The organism is Brachybacterium sp. FME24 (assembly GCF_014897705.1).
Taxonomy (GTDB): Bacteria; Actinomycetota; Actinomycetes; order Actinomycetales; family Dermabacteraceae; genus Brachybacterium.
On sequence record NZ_JABUXV010000006.1, the window covers coordinates 101,442 to 122,279 of the forward strand.

General features: G+C 68.9%; 19 protein-coding genes. 5 read left to right on the plus strand and 14 right to left on the minus strand.

The features are described from left to right. Nucleotides 1-120 precede the first annotated feature (120 nt). On the minus strand, nt 121-1,620 hold the full coding sequence (gene guaB, locus INT51_RS08410) for an IMP dehydrogenase (RefSeq protein ID WP_193104850.1): 1,500 nt from the start codon (nt 1,618-1,620) through the stop codon (nt 121-123). A 264-nt stretch (nt 1,621-1,884) separates the two neighbouring features. On the opposite strand from guaB, the gene INT51_RS08415 reads away from it, so the two are divergent. Beyond that, nucleotides 1,885-3,528 carry an inorganic phosphate transporter gene (locus tag INT51_RS08415; protein ID WP_193104851.1) on the plus strand — a complete coding sequence of 548 codons (1,644 nt, stop codon included), beginning with the start codon at nt 1,885-1,887 and terminating at the stop codon, nt 3,526-3,528. Between the two features lie 34 nt (nt 3,529-3,562). Here INT51_RS08415 and INT51_RS08420 read toward each other — a convergent pair whose 3' ends face one another. The 5 genes from INT51_RS08420 to groES all read right to left on the minus strand — a co-directional run bounded on the left by INT51_RS08420 (nt 3,563) and on the right by groES (nt 8,170). Next, entirely contained in the window at nt 3,563-4,345 is a 783-nt protein-coding gene (locus INT51_RS08420; protein WP_193104852.1) for a hypothetical protein, read from the minus strand. 9 nt (nt 4,346-4,354) lie between these two features. Further along, nucleotides 4,355-5,278 (minus strand): pseudouridine synthase, encoded by a 924-nt coding sequence (locus tag INT51_RS08425; protein WP_226832127.1) that lies wholly within the window; start codon nt 5,276-5,278, stop codon nt 4,355-4,357. A 53-nt stretch (nt 5,279-5,331) separates the two neighbouring features. Continuing rightward, complete coding sequence (locus INT51_RS08430) at nt 5,332-6,033, minus strand: hypothetical protein (protein WP_193104854.1); 702 nt, start codon at nt 6,031-6,033, stop codon at nt 5,332-5,334. A gap of 248 nt (nt 6,034-6,281) precedes the next feature. Next, nucleotides 6,282-7,868 carry a chaperonin GroEL gene (gene groL / locus INT51_RS08435; RefSeq protein WP_193104855.1) on the minus strand — a complete coding sequence of 529 codons (1,587 nt, stop codon included), beginning with the start codon at nt 7,866-7,868 and terminating at the stop codon, nt 6,282-6,284. A gap of 5 nt (nt 7,869-7,873) precedes the next feature. After that, entirely contained in the window at nt 7,874-8,170 is a 297-nt protein-coding gene (gene groES / locus INT51_RS08440) for a co-chaperone GroES (RefSeq protein ID WP_193104856.1), read from the minus strand. 406 nt (nt 8,171-8,576) lie between these two features. Between groES and INT51_RS08445 the strand changes: the two genes are divergently transcribed. Then, nucleotides 8,577-8,747, plus strand: a complete 171-nt coding sequence (locus INT51_RS08445; RefSeq protein WP_193104857.1) for a hypothetical protein — start codon at nt 8,577-8,579, stop codon at nt 8,745-8,747. A gap of 77 nt (nt 8,748-8,824) precedes the next feature. Here INT51_RS08445 and INT51_RS08450 read toward each other — a convergent pair whose 3' ends face one another. The 4 genes from INT51_RS08450 to glp all read right to left on the minus strand — a co-directional run bounded on the left by INT51_RS08450 (nt 8,825) and on the right by glp (nt 12,624). Next, nucleotides 8,825-9,679 (minus strand): metallophosphoesterase, encoded by an 855-nt coding sequence (locus tag INT51_RS08450; protein WP_193104858.1) that lies wholly within the window; start codon nt 9,677-9,679, stop codon nt 8,825-8,827. 79 nt (nt 9,680-9,758) lie between these two features. Further along, entirely contained in the window at nt 9,759-10,874 is a 1,116-nt protein-coding gene (locus tag INT51_RS08455; protein WP_193104859.1) for a molybdenum cofactor biosynthesis protein MoaE, read from the minus strand. Further along, nucleotides 10,871-11,374 carry a cyclic pyranopterin monophosphate synthase MoaC gene (moaC, locus tag INT51_RS08460; RefSeq protein WP_193104860.1) on the minus strand — a complete coding sequence of 168 codons (504 nt, stop codon included), beginning with the start codon at nt 11,372-11,374 and terminating at the stop codon, nt 10,871-10,873. The genes INT51_RS08455 and moaC overlap by 4 nt, the downstream gene beginning before the upstream one ends. Then, on the minus strand, nt 11,371-12,624 hold the full coding sequence (gene glp / locus INT51_RS08465) for a gephyrin-like molybdotransferase Glp (protein ID WP_193104861.1): 1,254 nt from the start codon (nt 12,622-12,624) through the stop codon (nt 11,371-11,373). Before glp ends, moaC begins: the two co-directional genes overlap by 4 nt. 241 nt (nt 12,625-12,865) lie before the next feature. Here glp and moaA point away from each other — a divergent pair, with 241 nt between their 5' ends. Then, nucleotides 12,866-13,966, plus strand: a complete 1,101-nt coding sequence (gene moaA / locus INT51_RS08470; RefSeq protein ID WP_193104862.1) for a GTP 3',8-cyclase MoaA — start codon at nt 12,866-12,868, stop codon at nt 13,964-13,966. 24 nt (nt 13,967-13,990) lie between these two features. Then, nucleotides 13,991-14,254, plus strand: a complete 264-nt coding sequence (locus INT51_RS08475; protein WP_193104863.1) for a MoaD/ThiS family protein — start codon at nt 13,991-13,993, stop codon at nt 14,252-14,254. A 54-nt stretch (nt 14,255-14,308) separates the two neighbouring features. Here INT51_RS08475 and INT51_RS08480 read toward each other — a convergent pair whose 3' ends face one another. From INT51_RS08480 to INT51_RS08495, 4 genes are all read right to left on the minus strand, one after another. Continuing rightward, nucleotides 14,309-16,039: an ABC transporter family substrate-binding protein gene (locus INT51_RS08480; protein ID WP_193104864.1), complete on the minus strand. Its 1,731-nt coding sequence runs from the start codon at nt 16,037-16,039 to the stop codon at nt 14,309-14,311. A gap of 273 nt (nt 16,040-16,312) precedes the next feature. Next, on the minus strand, nt 16,313-18,082 hold the full coding sequence (locus INT51_RS08485; protein ID WP_193104865.1) for an ABC transporter ATP-binding protein: 1,770 nt from the start codon (nt 18,080-18,082) through the stop codon (nt 16,313-16,315). 11 nt (nt 18,083-18,093) lie between these two features. After that, nucleotides 18,094-19,119, minus strand: coding sequence for an ABC transporter permease (locus tag INT51_RS08490; RefSeq protein WP_193104866.1), 1,026 nt, complete (start codon nt 19,117-19,119; stop codon nt 18,094-18,096). A gap of 4 nt (nt 19,120-19,123) precedes the next feature. Beyond that, entirely contained in the window at nt 19,124-20,116 is a 993-nt protein-coding gene (locus INT51_RS08495; RefSeq protein ID WP_304502123.1) for an ABC transporter permease, read from the minus strand. A 281-nt stretch (nt 20,117-20,397) separates the two neighbouring features. On the opposite strand from INT51_RS08495, the gene INT51_RS08500 reads away from it, so the two are divergent. After that, on the plus strand, nt 20,398-20,715 hold the full coding sequence (locus INT51_RS08500) for a hypothetical protein (RefSeq protein WP_193104868.1): 318 nt from the start codon (nt 20,398-20,400) through the stop codon (nt 20,713-20,715). Nucleotides 20,716-20,838: the final 123 nt, after the last annotated feature.

Sequence of the window (20,838 nt, forward strand, 5' to 3'; positions counted from 1 at the left end):
TCAAGACCTGCGCAAAGTCACACGAGAAGCGAGGAGCCGGTCGCCACCGCGGAAGGTCGTGCCAGCCTCCACCGTGCGAGGTGGCGCCGGCGGCCCCGGCCCGCGATGGCGCCGAGCGCCTCAGTGCGAGGTGTAGTTCGGGGCTTCCATGATCGCCGCCATGTCATGGGGGTGGGACTCCTTGAGCCCTGCCGGGGTGATCCGTACGAACTGTCCGCGCTCCTTGAGCTCGGGCACGGTGTTCGCACCGACGTAGAACATCGTCTGGTGCAGGCCGCCCACGAGCTGGTGGATGACGGTGCCGAGCTGGCCCTTGTACGAGACCCGGCCTTCGATGCCTTCGGGCACGATCTTGTCGTCGCTGGCGACGTCGGCCTGGAAATAGCGATCCTTGGAGAAGGACTGCTTGCCGCGGGAGGCCATCGCGCCGAGCGAGCCCATGCCGCGATACGCCTTGAACTGCTTGCCGCCCACCAGCACGACCTCACCGGGGGACTCCTCGGTGCCGGCCAGCAGGGAGCCGACCATGACGGTGTCCGCGCCCGCGACGAGGGCCTTGGCGATGTCTCCGGAGTACTGCAGACCGCCGTCACCGATCAGCGGGACACCCGCCGGCCCGCAGGCCTTGGAGGCCTCATGGATCGCCGTGATCTGCGGGACGCCGACGCCGGCGACCACGCGGGTGGTGCAGATGGACCCCGGCCCGATACCGACCTTCACGGCGTCGGCCCCGGCGTCGACCAGGGCCTGCGCCCCGGCCTGGGTCGCGACGTTGCCGCCGATCACCTGGACGTCCGCGAAGTACGGGTCCTGCTTGATCCGGCTGATCATCTCGAGGGCGAGACGAGCGTGACCGTTGGCGGTGTCGACGACCAGCACGTCGACCCCGGCCTCACGCAGGGCGCCCGCGCGCTCGAGGGAGTCTCCGAAGAAGCCGACGCCGGCCCCGACCAGGAGGCGGCCATGGCGGTCCTTGGAGGCGTCGGGGAACTGCTCGGACTTCACGAAGTCCTTGACGGTGATCAGGCCGCGCAGCACGCCGTCGGCGTCGACCAGCGGGAGCCGCTCGCGCTTGTTCTTGCGCAGCAGCGCAGTGGCCTGCTCGGGGGTGACGTCAACCGGAGCCGTGAACAGCTCGGTGGTCATGACGTCGCCGACCTTGGTGGTGGCCCACTCGGCGACGGGGATGAAACGCAGGTCGCGATTGGTGCAGACGCCCAGCAGGCGGTCGCTCTCGTCCACGACCGGCAGGCCGGAGACGCGGTACTGGCCGCAGACCGCGTCGAAGCTCTCGAGCGTCGCCCCGGAGCCGATCGTCACGGGGTTGGTGATGCGGCCGGTCTGGGTGCGCTTGACGAGGTCGACCTGGTGGGCCTGGTCCTCGATGGAGAGGTTGCGGTGGAGGATGCCGATGCCGCCGTGGCGGGCCATGGCGATGGCCATCCGGGATTCAGTGACCGTGTCCATCGCAGCGCTCGCGAGTGGCAGGTTCAGGGTGATGTCCCGGGTGAGCCGACTGGACGTGTCCGCCTCCGAGGGGATCACGTCGGTCTCCCCGGGCAGAAGCAGGACGTCGTCGTAGGTGAGTCCGATGAAACCGAAGGGATCCGCGCTCGTCATGTATCGATGGTACCGGCGTCGGCGCACCGTGTGCAGTCCTGCCTCCCGCCCTACTCTCCTCGCTCCACCATGTGACCTGCAGTGATGTCGCGGGTGGGAGGCATCACCCCGGATTGCGGCGCGCGTTGGGAGTCGGATCCGTCACGGCGGGGCATCGAGGGGGCCCGCTGAGAGGGTCGATCGTGGCCTAGAGTGGCGTCGCCCCGGAGGCGGGGCATGCAGACGATCCACGAGACTGTCCACCTTCTTCCCGGGAGCTCGACCATGTCCCCCACGAGCGTTCAGACCGATTCCGCCCTCCCCGGCTCGACCGGAGCCGGAAGCAACCGGAACTGGCACCTCAGCTTCGGCCTCCTCACGGCTGCCACGTTCATCTCCCTCACCATCTGGTCGTTCTCCCACACCGACGCCTCGGTGAGCCCGGCGCTGCTGATCATCGCGATCATGTTCGGCCTGTTCATGGCGTTCAACATCGGCGGCAACGATGTCGCCAACTCCTTCGGCACGAGCGTCGGAGCCGGGACCCTCACGATGAAGCAGGCGCTCATGGTGGCCGCCGTCTTCGAGGTCTCCGGCGCGATCCTCGCCGGTGGTTCGGTCACCGAGACCGTCCGCAGCGGCATCGTCGACCTCGACAGCATGCACGTGGACCCCCAGGATTTCGTCTACATCATGATGTCGGCCCTGCTGGGCGCAGCGGTCTGGCTGCTGCTGGCGACCAAGATGGGTTGGCCGGTCTCCACCACCCACGCGATCATCGGCGGCATCGTCGGGGCCGCGCTCACCACCGGAGTGGTCACCGGCACCGGCGGGCTGGACATGGTCCAGTGGGGCGAGATCGGGCAGATCGCGATCTCCTGGGTCCTCTCCCCCCTCCTGGGCGGCGCCGCCTCCTTCATCCTGTTCGGTCTCATCAAGAGGCATATCCTCACGCCGGCGGCCCGTGCCGTCGCCCTGGGCTCGCACGGCTTCGACGACGAGGAGGACGACCTCGACGACGATGACGATGACGACGACGAGGACCAGGAACGGCGCCACGTCCCGGGCTACGAGCGCGTCTCCGAGCTCCAGCAGGCTGCGTTCGCCGAATCGGCCGCGCTCGACCTCAGGCCCGGTGGACCGGGGGCGCAGCTCGCCGAAGCCGCCGCGCTGCTGTCCAAGAAGGAACGCAAGGCCGCCCGCAAGATCGAGCGCAAGGCCGCGTACCACGCCCTGGAGCGGCGGGTCCCGCCGCTGGCCGCGGGAGGCGCCGTGATCATCGCGGCGATGCTCGTGTTCAAGGGCCTGCGCAATCTCGAGCTGGGCATCTCCCTCGGAGGCGGTCTGCTGCTGCTGCTCATGGTCGGGGTCGCCGTGTGGATGGGCGTGACGCTGTTCGCACGTGCCCTGAAGAAGCAGTCGATCAACCGGGCCACGTTCATCATGTTCAGCTGGATGCAGGTGTTCACGGCCTGCGCCTTCGCGTTCAGCCACGGTGCCAACGACATCGCCAACGCGATCGGCCCGTTCGCAGCCGTGCTCGACGTGCTGCGCACCGGCGCCATCTCGGAGGAGGCCACGGTCCCCACCGCCGTGCTCGTCGCCTTCGGCATCGCCCTCGTCTCCGGCCTGTGGTTCATCGGCCGACGGGTGATCGCCACCGTCGGCACCGGCCTGACGTCGATGCACCCGTCCTCCGGCTTCGCCGCTGAGCTCTCGGCCGCCGCGGTGGTGCTGGCCGCCTCCGTCATGGGCCTCCCGGTGTCCTCGACCCACATCCTCATCGGCGCGGTTCTCGGCGTGGGCATGGTGAACCGCTCGGCGAACTGGAGGCTGATGCGGCCGATCTTCCTCGCGTGGCTCATCACGCTGCCGGCGGCCGCCGGCATCGGCGCCCTCGGGGTCCTGGTTCTGCGCGCCGTCTTCTGAGGGGCACCGCTCCCCGCTGCTGCGGCTCGAGGGCCTAGGGCTTCGGGTCGCCCGGTCGAGCAGGCTCCTGGCCTCCGAGGACTCTGCGCACCCGGTCGAACTCGGTCCGGAAGGCCACGGCGTCGTCCTCGTAGCAGGGATGCCAGGGCATTCCGAGGCGCGCGGCGAGCTCCCGGTCGCGAGCCACGCGACGCCGACTGCGGGCGAGATCGACGAGCACCGCACGCGAGGGCGCGGGGCGCAGTCCGGCGACGCCCTGCAGGACACGCAGCCCGTCGAAGGACGCGGAATCCCAGCCGATCTCCGGGATCACCCACTGGTGGGACGTGCCACCGGCCTGCTGCAGCCCGATGAGTGCCAGGCTCCCTCGTTCGGCCTCCCCCACCGCATAGTCCACCTCCGCGACCCGGGCGCGATCGACCACCCGCAGCCCGCGCCGCAGCCCGAGGGTGCCGTCGGCCTCGTCCAGGAGCGCGACGCGATGGGTGACGAGCACCGGGATGAGTCCCCACAGGGCGAACAGCGCCCACAGCAGCGCAGCGCCGACCAGCAGCTGCGTCCAGGCCGGCGCGAGGAGCTGTTCGAGCAGACCGTCGTGCCCGTCGCCGAGCCGGCCACGACGCCATTGCTGCAAGCCGGCCCCGGCGAACGGACTGAGCAGGACGGAGACGAGGGGCAGACCGATCAGGGCACCGGGCCGGTACCGCCCTGCGATGCTGGGGCCGATGATCACGGCGCCACTGCGTGTGCGTCGCGGCTGCGGGGCATCATCGCGGGATGGCTGCTCCCCGGGCCCCTCGGTGCTGCTTGCCTTCACGGCCACAGCCTACGTACTCCGGGCCCTGGTCATGGACGCGGGATGCTGACGGGAGACGAATCGCCGCTGCGCCCCGCTGAAGGGGTCGGTGAAGGAGAGAGTGCGGGCCAGCAGCTGGAGCGGCATCGCGGGTGCGGCGCGCGGGGCGGGGTACAGATCTTCCCCGAGGATCGGGGCGCCACGGCTCGAGAGCTGGAGGCGCAGCTGGTGGGTGCGGCCGGTGCGGGGCCGCAGCCGCAGCAGCGCGGTACCGTCGCCGGCCACCTCGAGGACCGTGAGGTCTGTGACGGCGTTCGGCTCCCCCGCCAGCACCCGGGCGGTGAGCTCGCCGCGGAGTTTGACGAGATGGTCGCGCAGGATCGCCTCCTCGCCCTCCTGCAGGGCCAGGACGCACTCGGGGGCAGGGACCACGCGGGCCTCGTACACCTTGGCGACCTCGGACCGGGCGAACAGCTGCTGGTAGGCCGAGCGCTCCTGTGGACGGATACCGAAGGCGAGCACCCCGGCGGTGCGGCGATCGAGACGATGCAGCGGCACCAGGGTCTCGATCCCGGTGGCCCGGCGCAGCCTCACCAGGGCGCTGGAGAGCACATGCGCTCCCCGCGGCATGGTCGCCATGTCGTGGGGCTTGTCGAGCACCAGCAGGTGCTCGTCGCGGTGCAGGATCGACAGGTCGATCTCCGGCACGTCCTCGGCGCGCAGCTGCCGGTGGAACCACAGTTCGGCCCCGGGGCCGACAGAATCCGCTGCCGCCCAGGGCCGGCCGTCGGCACCGACGATCTCGCCGCACGCGAAGCGCTCGCCCAACGGTTTCGCCTGCGGATCCGCCAGGGCCGGGAACCGCTCGAGCAGAGACTCGAGAGCGGGCCGGGACTCTGGTGCCTCCCGTGGGACCGACCAGCGGACGGCATCGAGGCCGTCACGCTGCGGCAACGGCGGGGGCTGCCTGCGCGCACGCCGTCGGGCCGCGCGGCCCGGTCGCTCGCTCACAGACCCCACACGGCGAAGGTCAGCACGTTGTGGAAGACGTAGAACGCCGCGAGGGCGAGCAGCAGCAGATTCGGGTGGCGGTCCACGACGCTCAGTGCCTGCGGCGCCTGGGCGAGAAGGTCCGCCGTGGTGATCGCGTCGATATGGTCGATCCTCACGCCGGCCTCTCGGGCCCGATGCAGCGTCATCTCCTGCGCCCGCGGGCCGAAGAAGCGGCTGGAGACGGCGAGCACTCGTCGGCCGGAGGAGTCCATCACGTAGACGCCGTCATACGCGGTCTCGGTGGCGTCCAGCATCTCCGCGGGGGTGGCGCCGCGATCGATGTCGCGCACGGCGATGACCCGGCCCACCTCGTCCCAGCGGGCCCTGCGGGTGCGTCGGGCCAGGCTGCGCAGTTCGAAGCCTTCGGCATCGATCTGCAACCAGGCGGTGAGGGTCCGCAGACAGACGATCGCGGCGAGCGTCGCGACCAGGACCCAGATCAGCAGGGGCGCCGTGAACACGACATCGCGCAGCATGTCGGGATGGTTCCACAGCCGCTGGCCGACGAAGCTGATGAGCACGAGGAACTCGAGCACGACGACGAAGACGAACCCTGCCACCAGGGTGCCGATCACGACGCCGGCGGGCGGCCCGAAGGTACGGGTGGGCAGATCGCCGTCGTCCACGGGGTGGATGGCATCCGGACTGCTGATCACCACTTCTCCTCCGACCGTCGGCACTCATGGACTTGTTGGACGTGCCCATCTTAATCCGCGCAGTTCGTTCTCAGGAGTGCTTCACCGCACGTGGGACTCCGCGTCGCGGAACCCGCACGACCAGCGAGGACACCGGCTCCCGACCATCTGGTCGCCGACATGAGGAACGGGCGGGCAGCACGGGTCTCCCCGTACTGCCCGCCCGTCTGACGACCGTGAGCGACCCTCAGGTCAGCTCACATCTCGGCTCACGCCTCGTCGTCGTCCTGCTTCTCGATCACGAGGGTCTCGGTGGTCAGGACCATCCCAGCGATCGACGCTGCATTGCGCAGCGCGGACCGGGTGACCTTGACCGGATCGATGATGCCCTCTGCCACGAGGTCGACGTACTCGCCGGTCGCGGCGTCCAGGCCGTAACCGACCTGAGCCTCCTTGACCTTCTCGACCACGACGTAGCCCTCGAGGCCGGCGTTCTCGGCGATCCAGCGCAGCGGCTCGACGACCGCACGGGCCACGGCGCGCACGCCGACTGCCTCGTCGCCGGAGAGCGAGAGATCGCCCTCGAGCACGGAGGAGGCCTGGACGATGGCGCTTCCGCCGCCGGCCACGATGCCCTCTTCGATGGCAGCGCGGGTCGCGGAGACCGCGTCCTCGATGCGCATCTTCTTCTCCTTGAGCTCCACCTCGGTGTGAGCTCCGACCTTGATGACGGACACGCCACCGGCCAGCTTCGCGAGGCGCTCCTGGAGCTTCTCGCGATCCCAGTCGGAATCGGTGTTGTCGATCTCGCCGCGGATCTGCGAGACGCGGTCGTTGACCGCCTGCTCGTCACCGGCGCCACCGACGATCGTGGTGGAGTCCTTGGTGATGACGACGCGGCCGGCCTGGCCGAGCACCTCGGGGCCGACGGTCTTGAGATCAAGACCGAGGTCGGAGGTGATGACCTGGGCGCCGGTGAGCACCGCGATGTCCTGCAGCATCGCCTTGCGGCGATCGCCGAACGCGGGAGCCTTGACGGCCGCACCCTTGAAGGTGCCACGGATCTTGTTGACGACGAGCGTGGACAGTGCCTCGCCATCGACGTCCTCAGCGATCACGAACAGCGGCTTGCCGCCTTCGACGACCTGCTCCAGCAGGGGCAGGATGTCGGCCACGGCCGAGATCTTGCCCTGGTGCAGCAGCACGTGGGCGTCCTCGAGGACGACCTCCTGGCGCTCTGCGTCGGTGACGAAGTGCGGGGAGATGTAGCCCTTGTCGAACTGCATGCCCTCGGTGAAGTCCAGCTCCATCGCCGTGGTGGAGGATTCCTCCACGGTGATGACGCCGTCCTTGCCGACCTTGTCGAACGCCTCGGCCAGCAGCTGGCCGATCTCGCGGTCCTGGCTGGAGACAGACGCGATGGACGCGATCTGCTCCTTGCCGTCGACCGGGGTGGCGATCTCGCCGAGCTTCTTGGAGAGCGCATCGACAGCCTGCTCGATGCCGCGCTTCAGGGCCGACGGAGCGGCGCCCGAGGTGACGTTGCGAAGGCCTTCGTGCACGATGGCCTGGGCGAGGACGGTGGCGGTGGTGGTGCCGTCGCCGGCCACGTCGTTGGTCTTGGTCGCGACCTCCTTCGTGAGCTGAGCGCCGAGGTTCTCGTACGGATCCTCGAGCTCGATCTCACGAGCAATGGTCACGCCGTCGTTCGTGATGGTGGGGGCGCCCCACTTCTTGTCCAGGACGACGTTGCGGCCCTTGGGGCCGAGCGTCACCTTGACGGTGTTGGCGAGCTTGTCGACGCCACGCTCGAGGGCGCGTCGCGCGTCCTCGTTGTAGATGATCTCCTTGGCCATAGGGTTCAGGCCTCGATGATCGCGAGGATGTCGCGGGCGCCCAGGACGAGGAACTCGTCGCTGCCGTACTTCAGCTCGGTGCCGCCGTACTTGGAGAAGACGACCTTGTCACCGACCTGGACGTCCATGGGGACGCGCTGGCCCTTGTCGTCGAAACGGCCGGCGCCGACGGCGACGACCTCGCCCTCCTGGGGCTTCTCCTTCGCGGTGTCCGGGATGACCAGGCCGGAGGCCGTGGTCTGCTCGGCCTCGAGCGGCTTGACGACGACGCGATCCTCGAGGGGCTTGATGGAGACCGACATGCGGCTCACTCCTTCATGAAGAGATGACTCTGTATGAGTAGGGGGTCAGGGATCCCGATCCCGATCGTCGTCGCGGTGCCGATCGAGGAGGATCCCTCTGCAGCAGCTTCTGGCACTCTCGGCCGTCGACTGCCAACGACCCCAACTCTAGGACCGCTTTGGCACTCGTGCAAGGCGAGTGCTAATTCCGGATCTCCTGACCGCCTGCCACGGCACGCCCCCACACCCTCGAGCACCACCTGCGCGGCAGGTCACATACTTATTGTGAACTCGGCAACCAGGCGGGCTCCGGCTCTGGAAGTCGCGGCCCGACCGGGGTAGAACGGACGCTGTCGAACGTACCGCAGCACCTGCGATCCAGGGCTCGGCCATCCATGTCGCACCGAACCACAGGGGACACTCCGCCATGACCTTCCTCCGCAAGCTCAGCACCGCTCTGAGCCGCAAGTCCGACCGCCTGCATGCCCAGGACATCGTCGAGGCCGGCGCCGCCGGTCGTCGCGAAGCCGATGCCTCCACCGCCACGATGAGGTCACATGGCACGCAGGGCATCCGCCCGTACGGCTTCGGATACTGAGCACAGCTGCTGTCGATCCGCGATGCCCCTGCAGATCTCTGCAGGGGCTTCTTCGTGCCCGGAATCGGCCGGGACGCTCAGCGTCCCGCCGCCTCCACGATCGCGGCGACCTGCTCCGGGCCGAAGTCGTAGACCGGGAGCTCGAGGTCTTCGAAGGTGTCCCCGGCGTTGGCGAACACCGAGGTGACCACTCGGGGTGCCCCGTTGCCGAGCTCGACGATGCTGGCTCCGGACTGTGCTCGTGACTGTTCGTGATCGCCTGCCGTGACGGGGTCGACCACGTTGGTGATGCCCGGGACCACGTGCACCGGAATCCCGGCGATCGCGCCGGTCATCTCGTGGTGGTAGTGGCCCGAGAGCACGATCTGCACGTCCGATCCCTCGAGCACCGCGGCGAGTGCGTCCAGGCCGTCGAGGTCCAGCCCGCGCAGCAGCGTCGTTGCGCCGACCAGAGGCGGGTGGTGGATGGCGAGCACGGTCCCGGCCGGTGCCGGCTCGGCGAGGATGCCGCGCAGCCATTCCAGCTGTTCGGGGTCGAGATGTCCGTAGCCGGCACCCGGAACACTCGAGTCGAGCACGACGAGGCGCCCGCCGTCGGCGAGCGTGACGACGCGGTCCTGGACCGCGGTCCCGCGATCGCCGAGCGAGATCGTCTCGCCATAGACGGCGGAGACATCGTGATTGCCCATCACCACGACCAGCGGCGCCTCCTTCGAGGCCGCGAACGGCTCGAGGATCTCGTGCAGCAGGCGGTAGCTTTCGGCGGTGCCGTCCTCGGAGGCATCCCCGGTGTGGATAATCGCGTCGAGACCGGTGACCGCGTCCAGCCGCGCGAGCAGTCCGCGCAACGCGGCGGTGGTGTCGATGCGGTCGTAGTGCCGGGCCGACGGGTCACCGTAGAGATGGGTGTCGCTGAGGTGGAGGATGCGCATGGGGTCACGGTAACCACTGCAGGTAACGTGCAGGTGGCGTACAGATCTCCGGGCAGTTCCGGGCGCAGCCACGGCGTCGCTACCCCAGGGCGCCCACCCATTCGGTCTCCCCGTCGTCGAACACCTGGTGCTTCCAGATCGGGAGGCGCTGCTTGACCGTGTCGACGAGGTCGTCGCAGGCCACGAACGCCTGCTTCCGATGGGGTGCGGCCACCGCGCAGGTGAGCGCACTGTCCCCGATCTCGAGGTCGCCGTACCGGTGGGCGAGGGCCACCAGGGTGTCCGGGTAGCGCTCGGCGATCTCGCGGGCGACCTCGCCGATCACGTCCCCGGCGCCGGGGTGCGCGGAGTACGCGAGGCGCTCGACGCCGCGACCGCCGTCGTGGTCCCGGACCACGCCGTCGAAGGTGACGATCGCGCCGCAGCGAGGGTCGGTCACCGCGTCGACCATCCGCGCGACCGTCACCTCGCCCTCGCACACCTCGGCGAGGCGCACGCGGTCGATGCCCTGCCCCATCTCAGGGTCCTCGGGGATCTGCAGCTGGGCGCCACCGGCCCCGAAGGGGGTCGCTCCCCGCGCGGGGTCCTCGCCGGCGTTGTGAGCGGAGACTGTCCCGTCGGCGCGTCCAGCCTGCTGACCGCCGTCGAACTCGTGCCCGCCGCCGTCTCGCTGGTCCAGCAGGTGGTCCAGGATCGGGTCGAGCACGGCGATCCCGTCGCGGACTCCCCCGCGCGAACCGGGCAGATTCACCACGAAACTGTTGCCTGCCATCCCCGCGAGCCCTCGACTGAGCAGAGACGTCGGGGACTTCTGGGCGCCGAGACGGCGCACCGCCTCGAGCACGCCGGGCATCTCCCGGGTCAGGAGCGGGGCAGTCTGTTCCGGGGTGACGTCGGTGGGGCTGATCCCCGTGCCGCCGGAGGTGAGGACGACGTCGATCCCTGCCTCGACCGCGGCGCGCAGGGCCGCGCCGACCTCGGGCCCGTCGGCCACCACGACCTTGTCGACACCCTCCAGGCCCCGGCTGCGCAGCCAGTCCACCAGCAGCGGCCCGGTGCGGTCCTCGTAGGTGCCGTCGGCCGCACGGGTCGAGGCGATGAGGACCCGCGCGCTGCCCTGCAGGTCCGGGCCGACGGTCTGATCCTCGCGCACGGCGCAATCCGCGTCGCTGCGCTGGGCGGGCATCTCCTTCATGACGTCCCCTCCTGCTCGCTCTCGCGGGTCCAGTCGCCACTCTTCCCGCCGGATTTCGCCAGCACCACCACGTCTTCGATGACCGCCAGGTGGTCGACGGCCTTGATCATGTCGTACACGGTCAGCGCCGCGACGGTGGCCGCGGTCAGCGCCTCCATCTCGACGCCGGTGACGCCGGCAGTGCGCACCCGAGAGGTGATCTCGATCCGGTCCTCCCGGGCGTCGAGGTCGAGCTCGACGCCGGTCAGGGGCAGCGGATGGCACAGCGGGATGAGCTCGCTGGTGCGTTTGGCGCCCATGATCCCGGCGATGCGGGCGGTCGCGAGCGCCTCTCCCTTGGGCAGATCGCCACGAGCGATGCGGTCGACGACGTCGGGCCGCGTGCGCAGCACGGCGCGAGCGGTCGCCTCGCGGGAAGTGATGGCCTTGTCGGTCACGTCGACCATGTGGGCGGAGCCGTCGGCCCGCACATGGGACAGGCCACTGGCGTGGTCGTTCATGAGTCTCCTCCAGGGATCAGCAGGGTCTCCAGGATGTCGCCGTCGCGCACGGTGTCGACGCCGACGGGGATCGTCACCAGGGCGTCGGCGGCCGCGAGGCCCCCGATGAGGTGCGAGGACGCTCCGCCCACCAGTCGTACCCTCCCCGACGGCAGCACACGCGCCCGCCGGTACTGCTCGAGGGCCGACGGAGACGCCTCGGCCGCCTCGAGCTGCAGCGGAAGGCGCAGACGCCTGCGCGGCGGTGCGCCGAGAGCGGGGCGGGCGATGAGCTCACAACTGAGGAGGGCGGAGACGGGGTTGCCGGGGAAGGCGAGCCACGGCAAGCGGCGGTCCGCGAGGTCGAGGGTGCCGATGCCCTGCGGCCCACCGGGCTGCATCGCCACACTCGGGAAGGTCATCGTGACGCCGTCCCCGGCGGCGGCGTGCCGGACCACCTCGAAGGCACCGGCGCTCACGCCTCCGCTAGTGACGATCAGGTCCGCGTCGTGCGTCGCGACCTGTTCGCGCAAGCTGCCCACGAGCGCGGCCGCGTCATCCGGCACGGCTCCGCGATGGATCACCTCGGCGCCGGCGGCCCTCAGCGCGGCGGCCAGCCCGGGGCCGTTGGCGTCGAACACGCCCCCGGCGATCGGCGTCGCACCGCGGCTGGCGACCTCGCTGCCGGTGGACAGCACGATCACCCGCAGCGGCGCCTCGATCTCGACGTCGGCGACGCCGCACGCGGCGAGGTGGGCGATGCGCGCCGGAGTCAGCACCTGGCCTGCCCGCAGGATCGTGTCGCCGCGGTGCGTATCGGAGCCCCGCCGCCGCAGGAAACGGCCCGGCACGGTCGACTGCGCGGTGAGCGTCACGACGCGCGCCGCGTCGTCCCCCGCACCGAATCGGCCGGACTCGCTCTCCTCGACCGGGATCACCAGATCCGCGCCCGCAGGGATCGGGGCGCCGGTCATGATCGGCCGCGCCGTGCCCGCCGCCAGCTCTCCGGGGAGGTCGCCCGCGGCGATCGTCGGCCCGAGCGGCAGAGTCACCGTGCCGGCGCCCGCGAGATCGACCCCCGCCACCGCGTACCCGTCCATCTGCGAGTTGTCGTGCCCGGGCACGTCCACGCCCGCCCGCGCCTGCGCGGCCGCAACACGGCCGACGGCGCTCTCGTCCAGCAATGCCACTTCTCCCCGTCGGGCGAGGGCGAGCAGGGCGGTGGCGTCGGCCACATGGTCGGCCAGGGGGATGCGGTCAGCACCAGCCATCGTCAGGGTCTCCCGTCGTCGCCAGGTGGGCCACTGTCGTGCGCGACCCCTTTCCAGTATGGCGCGCCTGCTGCTGACTCCCCGGTGCGGCACTCCCGCCCGTCTCGGCCCGCGGCGCACCCTGGACTCCTCGCCGACCCCCGCCACGACGCCGGGAGCTCCCCGAGGTCCCGGCTCGTGCACATCACGGGGGCCTATCCTGGGTGCAGAACCCGTTCGCCACGCGAGAGGAGGACATGCCATGAGTTCCCGCCGCATCGGCCTGGGCATCCCCAAGCTGCGCACGACGGACGAGACCACCTCTGCTCTGCCCGACACCTCGGACCGCCCGGCGACGCCTGCCTTGGCGGACCGCTTCGGTCGCGAGGCGACGGATCTGCGCCTCTCCCTCACCGACTTCTGCAATCTGCGCTGCACGTACTGCATGCCGGCCTCCGGCCTCACCTTCTTGAAGAAGGACCAGATGCTCTCGGTGGACGAGGTGGTGCGCCTGGTGCAGATCGGCGTGGAACGCCTGGGCATCGAGCAGGTGCGCTTCACCGGTGGGGAGCCGCTGACCCGGCCCGATCTCGAGGAGATCATCGCCGGCGTCGCCGCTCTGACCCCGCGCCCCGACATCTCCCTGACCACGAACGCGATCGGCCTGGACCACCGCGCCGCCCGCCTGCGGGAAGCCGGCCTGGATCGGATCAACGTCTCCCTGGATTCCGTGGTCTCCGAGACCTTCGAGCGGCTCAGCCGCCGCCCCCTGCTGCACCGGGTACTGGCCGGTGTCGACGGCGCCCGCGCGGCGGGTCTGGACCCGATCAAGGTCAACGCGGTACTGCTGCCCGGCGTCAACGATCACGAGCTGCCGGACCTGCTGGACTGGTGCCTCACCCGCGACCTGCAGCTGCGCGTCATCGAGCAGATGCCGCTGGATGCGGACCACATCTGGGACCGCGCCTCGATGATCTCGGCTGCCGATGTCCACGCGATGCTCGCCCCGCGCTACGCGCTCACCCTGGTCGCCGAGGCCCGCGACGGCGCCCCCGCGGAGCTGTTCGAGGTGGCCGACCCCGTCAGCGGCCTGCATCGCGGACGGGTCGGGATCATCGCCTCCGTGACCCGGCCCTTCTGCGCCGACTGCCGACGCACCCGGCTCACCGCCGAGGGCCGGGTGCGCACCTGCCTGTTCTCCCGTGAGGAGACGGATCTGCGCGGCGCGCTGCGCTCCGGGGCCGACGACGAGGCGATCGCGCAGATCTGGCGCGCCGCGCAGTGGGGGAAGAAGGCCGGGCACGGCATGGATCGTGCCGACTTCGTCCAACCCGAGCGCCCCATGAGCGCCATCGGCGGATGAGACAGAAAGACTGAGAAAGACGACATGACCACCATCGACAGGGTTCCCACGATCACGGTGCGGCTGTTCGCCGGTGCCGCCGCCGAGTACGGGGCCGAGACCGCTACCGCCCAGGGGGCGATGCTGCAGGACGCGCTCGAGGACCTGCTGCGCACCGCACCCCCGGAGGCCGCGCGAGTGATCGGCCGCTCCAGCTTCCTGGTGAACGCCGTGGCCTGCACTGATCTCACGCGCACGCTCACCGAGGGCGACAGCCTTGACGTGCTGCCGCCCTTCGCCGGCGGGTGAAGAGAGCGGGGCCCCGAGCGTCTCCGCTCGGGGCCCCGCCGTCCTCCAGGTCGGTCAGCCCTCGAGCTTGTCCGAACCTGCCACGTAGCCGATGGTCGTCCAGTCGGGCCGCTGGAAGCCCCAGGCGCCGAAGTTCGCGAGGTCGTCGACCGTCACGAAGAAGTCGTAGGACTGCCACAGCGGAATGACGCCCGCGAGCTGCCACAGGTTCGCATCGAGCTGGTTGATCAGCTCGAGGCGCGCAGCGGGATCGGTCTCCACGGCGGCCTGGTCGATGAGATCGTCGGTCTCGGAGTCACCGATCTTGCCGAAGTTCTGCTCCCCCTCGGTCTTCCAGATGGCGTCGCTGGAGGAGAGGAACGGGTTGCCGACCCAGCCGAACAGGGTCAGGTCGAACTCGCCGGGGATCACGTACTTGGCGAAGAGGTCCGTCGGCGGCACCTTCTGCACCTTCATGGTGATGCCGATTGCGGCGAGCTGCTCCTTCACCACCGGGACGACGGCCTCATTGGTCTTCGACCCGTCGTTGTACACGTAGGTGATCTCGAGGGGGGCGCCATCCTTCGTGGCCAGGTCGCCCTCCATGGTGTACCCGGCCTCCTCCAGAAGCGCCTTGGCAGCCTCCTGGTCGGGGGTGCCGAGATCACCGGCGTTGTCCTGGTAACCCTCCTGGTTCGTCATCAGGACATGGTTGTTCAGGGGCTCGGTATTCTCCGGGTACGGCATCGTCGCGTTGACCGAGAGGAAGACCTCCTCACGATCGATCGCGAGGAAGACCGCCTGGCGCACGGACTGGTCCGCGAGCGGACGGCCCTCGGCGCCGTTGAGCGTGATGTGCGACCAGTTCGGGCCGGCCGCCTTCCGGAGCGTGACCCCGCTGCCGATCATCGGCTCCACCACGGAGTACGTCGCCGGGACGGTGGTCTCGATGACGTCGAGCTGGCCGTTCTGGAAGCTCGTCGCGGTCGCGGTCGGATCCTCGATGGTGGTGAAGAGAACCTGCTCTAGGAGGGCCTTGTCGCCCCACCAGTTCTCATCCGGCTCGAGCAGCACGGTCTTGTTCGAGGCGTCGATCTTGCCGATCTTGTACGGGCCGGCAGTCACGAGGGGCTCCGCGAGCCACCCGGTGTTGAAGGCCTCGGCCGATTCCACGAGGGAATCCGGAGCGATGGCCGCGAGCCCGATCCAGTCGGCGTACTTCTCCTTGAAGGTGATGACGGCGATGAGGTCGCTATCGCCCTGCTCCACCTTCTCGACCTTGTCATAGCCCTCGGAGGACGAGACGCCGTACTCCTCCTTGGTGCCGTCCATCGTGGTGAAGACGTTCTCGATGGACGTGAAGTCGATCGGGGTGCCGTCGGACCACGTCATGCCCTCGTTGAGCTCGATCTCCATGACCTGCGGGTCCTCGGAGGTGAGCTCGATGCGCTTGGCGTAGTGCTGGTTCGGGGTGACCTCACCGGTGGCATTCGAGTACCACAGCTCGAGCGGGAAGATAGCCCGCAGCATCTCGCTGGTGTTCGCCTCGTTGCCATCCGAGTGCAGCGGATTCCAGTTCGCTGGGAACGCATTGTTCGCCAGACGCAGCACGCCGCCTTCGCCGAGCTCGTCACGCTCCATCGCATTGACGTCGTTCTCATCGACGGCGATCTGCTCCCCACCGTCACCGCCACCATCTGACCCGCCGGACCCCCCGGTCCCCGGATCCTGGCTGCACGCAGCCAGCGTCGCCATCGAGACGGACAGAGCCGTCGCCCCCAGCATCGAACGCCGCGTCAAACGCATGTGCTACTCCTTCGTTCGCGGGCGCCGAGATCTTCGTGCCCGCTCGAGTTCTATGACCTGCAAGTCAGATGGAACAACGACCACCGTGGTCGCATCGCCCGCCTGCGGTTCCGACAGTCTAGGCACCGGTGCGATCCACAACACACTCCTTCGAGGCGCTGTTACCGGTTCGCAACACAACGTTTTACGCAGGGCGCGTTCGCATTTCCCGACCGGCATGACGACAGCGCGGCGCCGCCGACCGAGGCGCCCGCTCCTCCTGGTCACCGCTGGTCAGGAAGCCGTACCGGCGCCAGCGGCAGCTCCCCCCACTCCCTTGAAAGCGGAACGATCGATGACGTCCCGACGCCGTTGGCGCGCGATCTCCGGATCCGGAATAGGAACGGCCGAGAGAAGTTCTCGGCTGTATTCATGCTGTGGATCGGAAAAGACATCCTCGGTATCGCCCAGTTCGACGATCTTCCCTTTTCGCATCACCGCGATGCGATCAGAGATGTGCCGGACCACCGAGAGATCATGGGACACGAACAGGAAGCTCACGCCCAGACGGACCTTGAGATCCGCGAGCATGGCCAGCACTCCCGCCTGGACCGTGACGTCCAGAGCGGAGGTCGGCTCGTCGAGCACGATCAGCTTGGGGTCGCAGGCCAGGGCCCGCGCCACGCCGACCCGCTGGCGCTGACCACCGGAGAACTCTGTCGGGAAGCGTGCCGCGTGCTCCGGGAGGAGGCCCACCGTCTTGAGCAGCCATTCGACACGCTCATCCATGCGTTCCTTCGTGTACCCCTGGACGCGCATCGGCTCCTTGAGGATGTCGGCGATCGGCATCCGCGGATCCAGCGCCGCCATCGGGTCCTGGAACACGATCGTGACGTCCGAGCGCAGGGCCGCCCGCTCCTTACGGGTCAGGTCCTGCACCTCCGTGCCGTTGACGCGGATGGCGCCCTGCTGCGGGGCGCGCAGCTGCATGATCTCCATCAGCGTGGTGGTCTTGCCGCAGCCGGACTCTCCGACCAGGGCGAGGCACTCGCCTTCACGGATGTCGAAGGAGATCCCGTCGACCGCCCTCTGCTCGCCGATCTTCCGGCGCACGAGAGCACCCTTGGTGATCGGGTAGATCCGGTGGAGGTCCTCGACCTCGAGCACTGTGGGGCGCTGCTCGCGCGGCGTGCTCACCGTGGAGCCGGCGGCGGGGTCGGCGACATGACGCAGCGCGGAGCCGGCGATACTCTTGGACCCTTCCGACTCGGCGAGATCCACCCGGGGGACGGCGGCGAGGAGGCTGCGCGTGTACTCCTCGCGGGGCCGGTAGAAGATTTCGTCGACTCCCCCGGTCTCGACCATCTGGGAGTCCTTCATGACCAGGACCCTGTCCGCGAAGCCGGCGACGACACCCATGTCGTGGGTGATGAGCACGGTCGCCGCACCCAGCATCTCCTGAGCGGATTTCAGGAGATCCATGACCTGCGCCTGGATCGTCACATCGAGCGCAGTCGTCGGCTCGTCGGCGATGATCATCTCGGGCTCGTTGGCGATCGCCATGGCGATCATCGCGCGCTGACGCATCCCGCCCGAATACTCGTGGGGATACTGGGTCGCTCGACGGGCCGGCTCGGGGATCCCCACGGCCTCGAGCAGCTCGATCGCTCGCCGGTCCGCCCGGGACACCGACACCTCCGGGTGGTGGATGCGGACGACCTCGGCGATCTGCTTCCCCACCTGGAAGACAGGGGTCAGGGCGGACAGGGGGTCCTGGAACACCATGGAGATGGTGTTGCCCCGCAGCGTCGAGAGCTGGCCGTCATCCATGGTGAAGAGCTTCCGGCCGAGCAGTTCGATCTCGCCGCTCACGGTGGCGTTGCGCGGGAGCAGCCCCATCACGGCGAGGGAGCTCACGGACTTCCCGGACCCGGACTCCCCCACGATGGCGAGGGCTTCGCCCTTGTGCACCTCGTAGCTGAGGTTCGAGACGGCATGGACGGTGCCGTACTCGGAGGGGAAGGAGACGCTCAGGTCCCGGACGGACAGGATCGGTTCAGACATAGCAGTTCCCCTCAGAGACGGCTGGAGCCGCTGGTCGGGTCGAGGGCATCGCGGAGGGCTTCACCCATGAGGTTGATGGAGATGACGAGTGCCGCGAGGACCGCCGCCGGCGGGATCCAGGTGTAGGGCGCGGAGATGTTGTAGTCCTGCAGAACGGTGCCCAGCGAGACCTGCGGATACTGGATGCCGAAGCCGATGAAGGACAGCCCCGTCTCGCCGAGGATCGCCGCACTCACTCCGAGGGTGGTGTCGATGATGATCCAGCTGGCGATGTTGGGGATGATGTGCCGCGTCATCGTGATCAGTGGGTTCACGCCCATGAAGCGTGCGGCTTCGACGTACTCGGTGCGCACGAGCTGCTGCGTCATCGCGCGCAGCACACGAGCTGTGAGCATCCAGGCGAAACCCGCGAGCAGCGGGATCATCCACAGCCAGGTGGCCTGCTGGAGGACCGGGCTGAACAGCATCAGCAGCAGCAGCGACGGGATCACCAGGAACAGGTTGATCAGGTTGACCAGACCGCCGTCCGCGATGGCGCCCCACTTGCCCTTGTTGCCGACGTAGCCGGCGACGATGCCCACGGCCAGCGCGAGGAACGAGGTGAGGAAGGCGGTGCCGATGCCGATCACCAGGGAGATGCGCAGACCCTGCAGGGTGCGCGCGAAGATGTCCAGACCGTTCTCGTTCACGCCGAGCCAGTGGTACATGCTCGGGCCTGTCAGTGCGTTGCGCAGGTCCCGCTCGAACGGTCCGTACTGGTAGATCATCGGCCCGAAGACCGCCATCAGCACGAGCAGCGCGAAGATGATCATGCCGAACCAGGCGCTCGTGCTGCGGAGGAACCGGCGGCGCAGGAGCTCTCCCCGGCTCAACGATTCGATCAGTTCGAGCCCTGAGATGTTCTCCGGATCGCCGCCCGGCGTCGAGGTGTTGGTATCGCCGACGGCAGCGCCGAGCACGGGGTTGGCCTCGGGGTCCGTGCTCGCGCGCAGTTGTGCCGCGTCGCCGGTGGAACGGATGTCCTGGGGATTCGTCATGGTGTCACCGGATCCTCGGGTCGAGCGCGCCCTGCAGGAAGTCTGCGAAGGTCGCGGAGATCAGGGTCAGGATCGCGGTGTAGAGCACCACGCCCGCCGTGCCGTTGACGTCCGCCATGGCGATCGCGGAGATCACGAAGCGTCCGATGCCCTGCCAGTTGAACATGAGCTCGACGAAGAGCGATCCGGAGAAGGCACCGCCGACGGCGAAGGCGAAGTACTGGCCCATCGGGATCAGGGCCATGCGCAGGCCATGGCGGTTCATCGCCCGCCCGCGGGTCAGACCTTTTGCCCGCGCGGTGCGCAGGTAGTCGCTCCCGAGCACGTCCAGGGTGGTCACCTTCATGTACCGCGAGTACGAGGCGGCGGCCGCCAGGGCCAGCACGATGGTGGGCATCACCAGCGCTTTGATCTGGTACCGGATCGATTCCCAGGACCCTGCTTCCAGCAGCGGGTTGATCGGGTTGATCGCCGGGAGCCCCCAGCCGGTGCCGTCCATGATCAGCTGGTTCGTCTGCTGCACGATCAGGATGATGACCGGGGTCGGCAGCGACAGCAGGAAGAAGGCCAGCAGGGTCGAGGCGCGATCGCCGAGGGAGTCGCGGCGCACCGCGGCGACCATGCCCAGGATGATGCCCAGGGCGGTGCCGATCACGGTGCCGAGCACGATGAGGCGGAGGCTGATCGGGATCCGTGTCTTCAGTTCGTCGAACACCGGGACCATCGACTTGTTCGTCCCGGTGGTGACGCCGAGGTCGCCGCGGATGAGGCCTCCGAGCCAGTTGGCGTAGCGCTCGAAGAGGGGCGTGTCGGGATTGATGTTGCGGGTGTTGAGGTAAAGCTGCGCGGTCTGGTGCGGAACGGGTTCCGTCGCCGCCGGCGGATACAGCACTTCCTCGGGGTGCATCAGGGAAGCTGCCAACAGGTAGGCGAAGCTCGTGGCGACGAACGCCAGGATCACGTACGTGAGCAGCCGGATGGAGATGAACCTAATCACGGTGTCTCCTGAGCAAACTGTCGAACATCCGCCAGCATTCCTCTCAGTACCTCGCGGGTACATCTGTCCAGTTTCCGTGCCGGAGCGGTTTCGCTCCGTTCCGGAGCCATGACCGGGTCGGCCACATCGGTGTGGCTCGAGACGTCCGTACGACCCATGACACATCGGTGTGTTGCGGGTCTCCCCCGTCCTGCACGTCGACACGATAGCGCCTCACACGCCGTCACTGTGTCGTCACTGGACCGGCCAGCCACCACCAGGCACACGGTTATGCTCGAATCGTGACCTTCTTGCACCTTCTCGTGCTGGCGCTGGGCATTCCTGCCGCCCTCGCTGCCGCCGATCTCCTCGGGCACCGGAACATCGGCCCCTGGCCGATCGGCCTGGTTGCTCTTGCCCTGATCCCGGTGGCCGGGTGGTTCTACAGCCCTTGGATCGCCGCCTTCGCCCTGGGCCTGGCGGTCGGAGCAGCCGGTGTCATCGTCACCTCGTGGACCCGATCGTTCGTGCACCGGCGTCAGACCCGCCGAGAGCAGGCGCGTCAACGAGAGCATTCCCGATCCCGCCAGCTCGAGGAGCCACTCACCCGCGATCGCTGACCCCGCGCCGGAGACGTCGCCCTTTGAGCCCTACCAAACGGTCACCACCGTCGCACCGCACGACGGCGCAGCTCGTCGGTCGCCGGCCATTCGGCCACCAACCCCTCGGCCTGCAGCCCTCGG

Coding starts and splice junctions, on each gene's coding strand:
- INT51_RS08445 (WP_193104857.1), top strand. CDS start 8,577: ATGACCTTCCTCCGCAAGCTCAGCACCGCTCTGAGCCGCAAGTCCGAC.
- groL (WP_193104855.1), bottom strand. CDS start 7,868: ATGGCCAAGGAGATCATCTACAACGAGGACGCGCGACGCGCCCTCGAG.
- INT51_RS08490 (WP_193104866.1), bottom strand. CDS start 19,119: ATGACGAATCCCCAGGACATCCGTTCCACCGGCGACGCGGCACAACTG.
- INT51_RS08485 (WP_193104865.1), bottom strand. CDS start 18,082: ATGTCTGAACCGATCCTGTCCGTCCGGGACCTGAGCGTCTCCTTCCCC.
- INT51_RS08475 (WP_193104863.1), top strand. CDS start 13,991: ATGACCACCATCGACAGGGTTCCCACGATCACGGTGCGGCTGTTCGCC.
- moaA (WP_193104862.1), top strand. CDS start 12,866: ATGAGTTCCCGCCGCATCGGCCTGGGCATCCCCAAGCTGCGCACGACG.
- moaC (WP_193104860.1), bottom strand. CDS start 11,374: ATGAACGACCACGCCAGTGGCCTGTCCCATGTGCGGGCCGACGGCTCC.
- guaB (WP_193104850.1), bottom strand. CDS start 1,620: ATGACGAGCGCGGATCCCTTCGGTTTCATCGGACTCACCTACGACGAC.
- INT51_RS08415 (WP_193104851.1), top strand. CDS start 1,885: ATGTCCCCCACGAGCGTTCAGACCGATTCCGCCCTCCCCGGCTCGACC.
- INT51_RS08480 (WP_193104864.1), bottom strand. CDS start 16,039: ATGCGTTTGACGCGGCGTTCGATGCTGGGGGCGACGGCTCTGTCCGTC.
- glp (WP_193104861.1), bottom strand. CDS start 12,624: ATGGCTGGTGCTGACCGCATCCCCCTGGCCGACCATGTGGCCGACGCC.
- INT51_RS08455 (WP_193104859.1), bottom strand. CDS start 10,874: ATGAAGGAGATGCCCGCCCAGCGCAGCGACGCGGATTGCGCCGTGCGC.
- INT51_RS08450 (WP_193104858.1), bottom strand. CDS start 9,679: ATGCGCATCCTCCACCTCAGCGACACCCATCTCTACGGTGACCCGTCG.
- groES (WP_193104856.1), bottom strand. CDS start 8,170: ATGTCGGTCTCCATCAAGCCCCTCGAGGATCGCGTCGTCGTCAAGCCG.